This window comes from Streptomyces sp. JJ66 (assembly GCF_019303495.1).
Classification (GTDB): domain Bacteria; phylum Actinomycetota; class Actinomycetes; order Streptomycetales; family Streptomycetaceae; genus Streptomyces.
Map to the genome: position 1 here is coordinate 157,970 of NZ_JAEVFI010000009.1, position 204 is coordinate 158,173.

A 204-nucleotide genomic window follows, 5' to 3' on the forward strand; every position below is an offset into this window, starting at 1 on the left:
ATCACCAGAAGAGGCCCCCCTTCTCCCGAAGTTACGGGGGCATTTTGCCGAGTTCCTTAACCATAGTTCACCCGAACGCCTCGGTATTCTCTACCAGACCACCTGAGTCGGTTTAGGGTACGGGCCGCCATGAAACTCGCTAGAGGCTTTTCTCGACAGCATAGGATCATCCACTTCACCACAACGGCTCGGCATCAGGTCTCA

1 rRNA gene (running past both ends of the window) is annotated in these 204 nt (G+C 54.9%); it reads right to left on the reverse strand.

What is annotated here, in order from left to right:
- Positions 1-204: ribosomal RNA gene (locus JJV70_RS09120) — 23S ribosomal RNA — on the reverse strand (it extends past both window edges: 1,129 nt to the left, 1,364 nt to the right).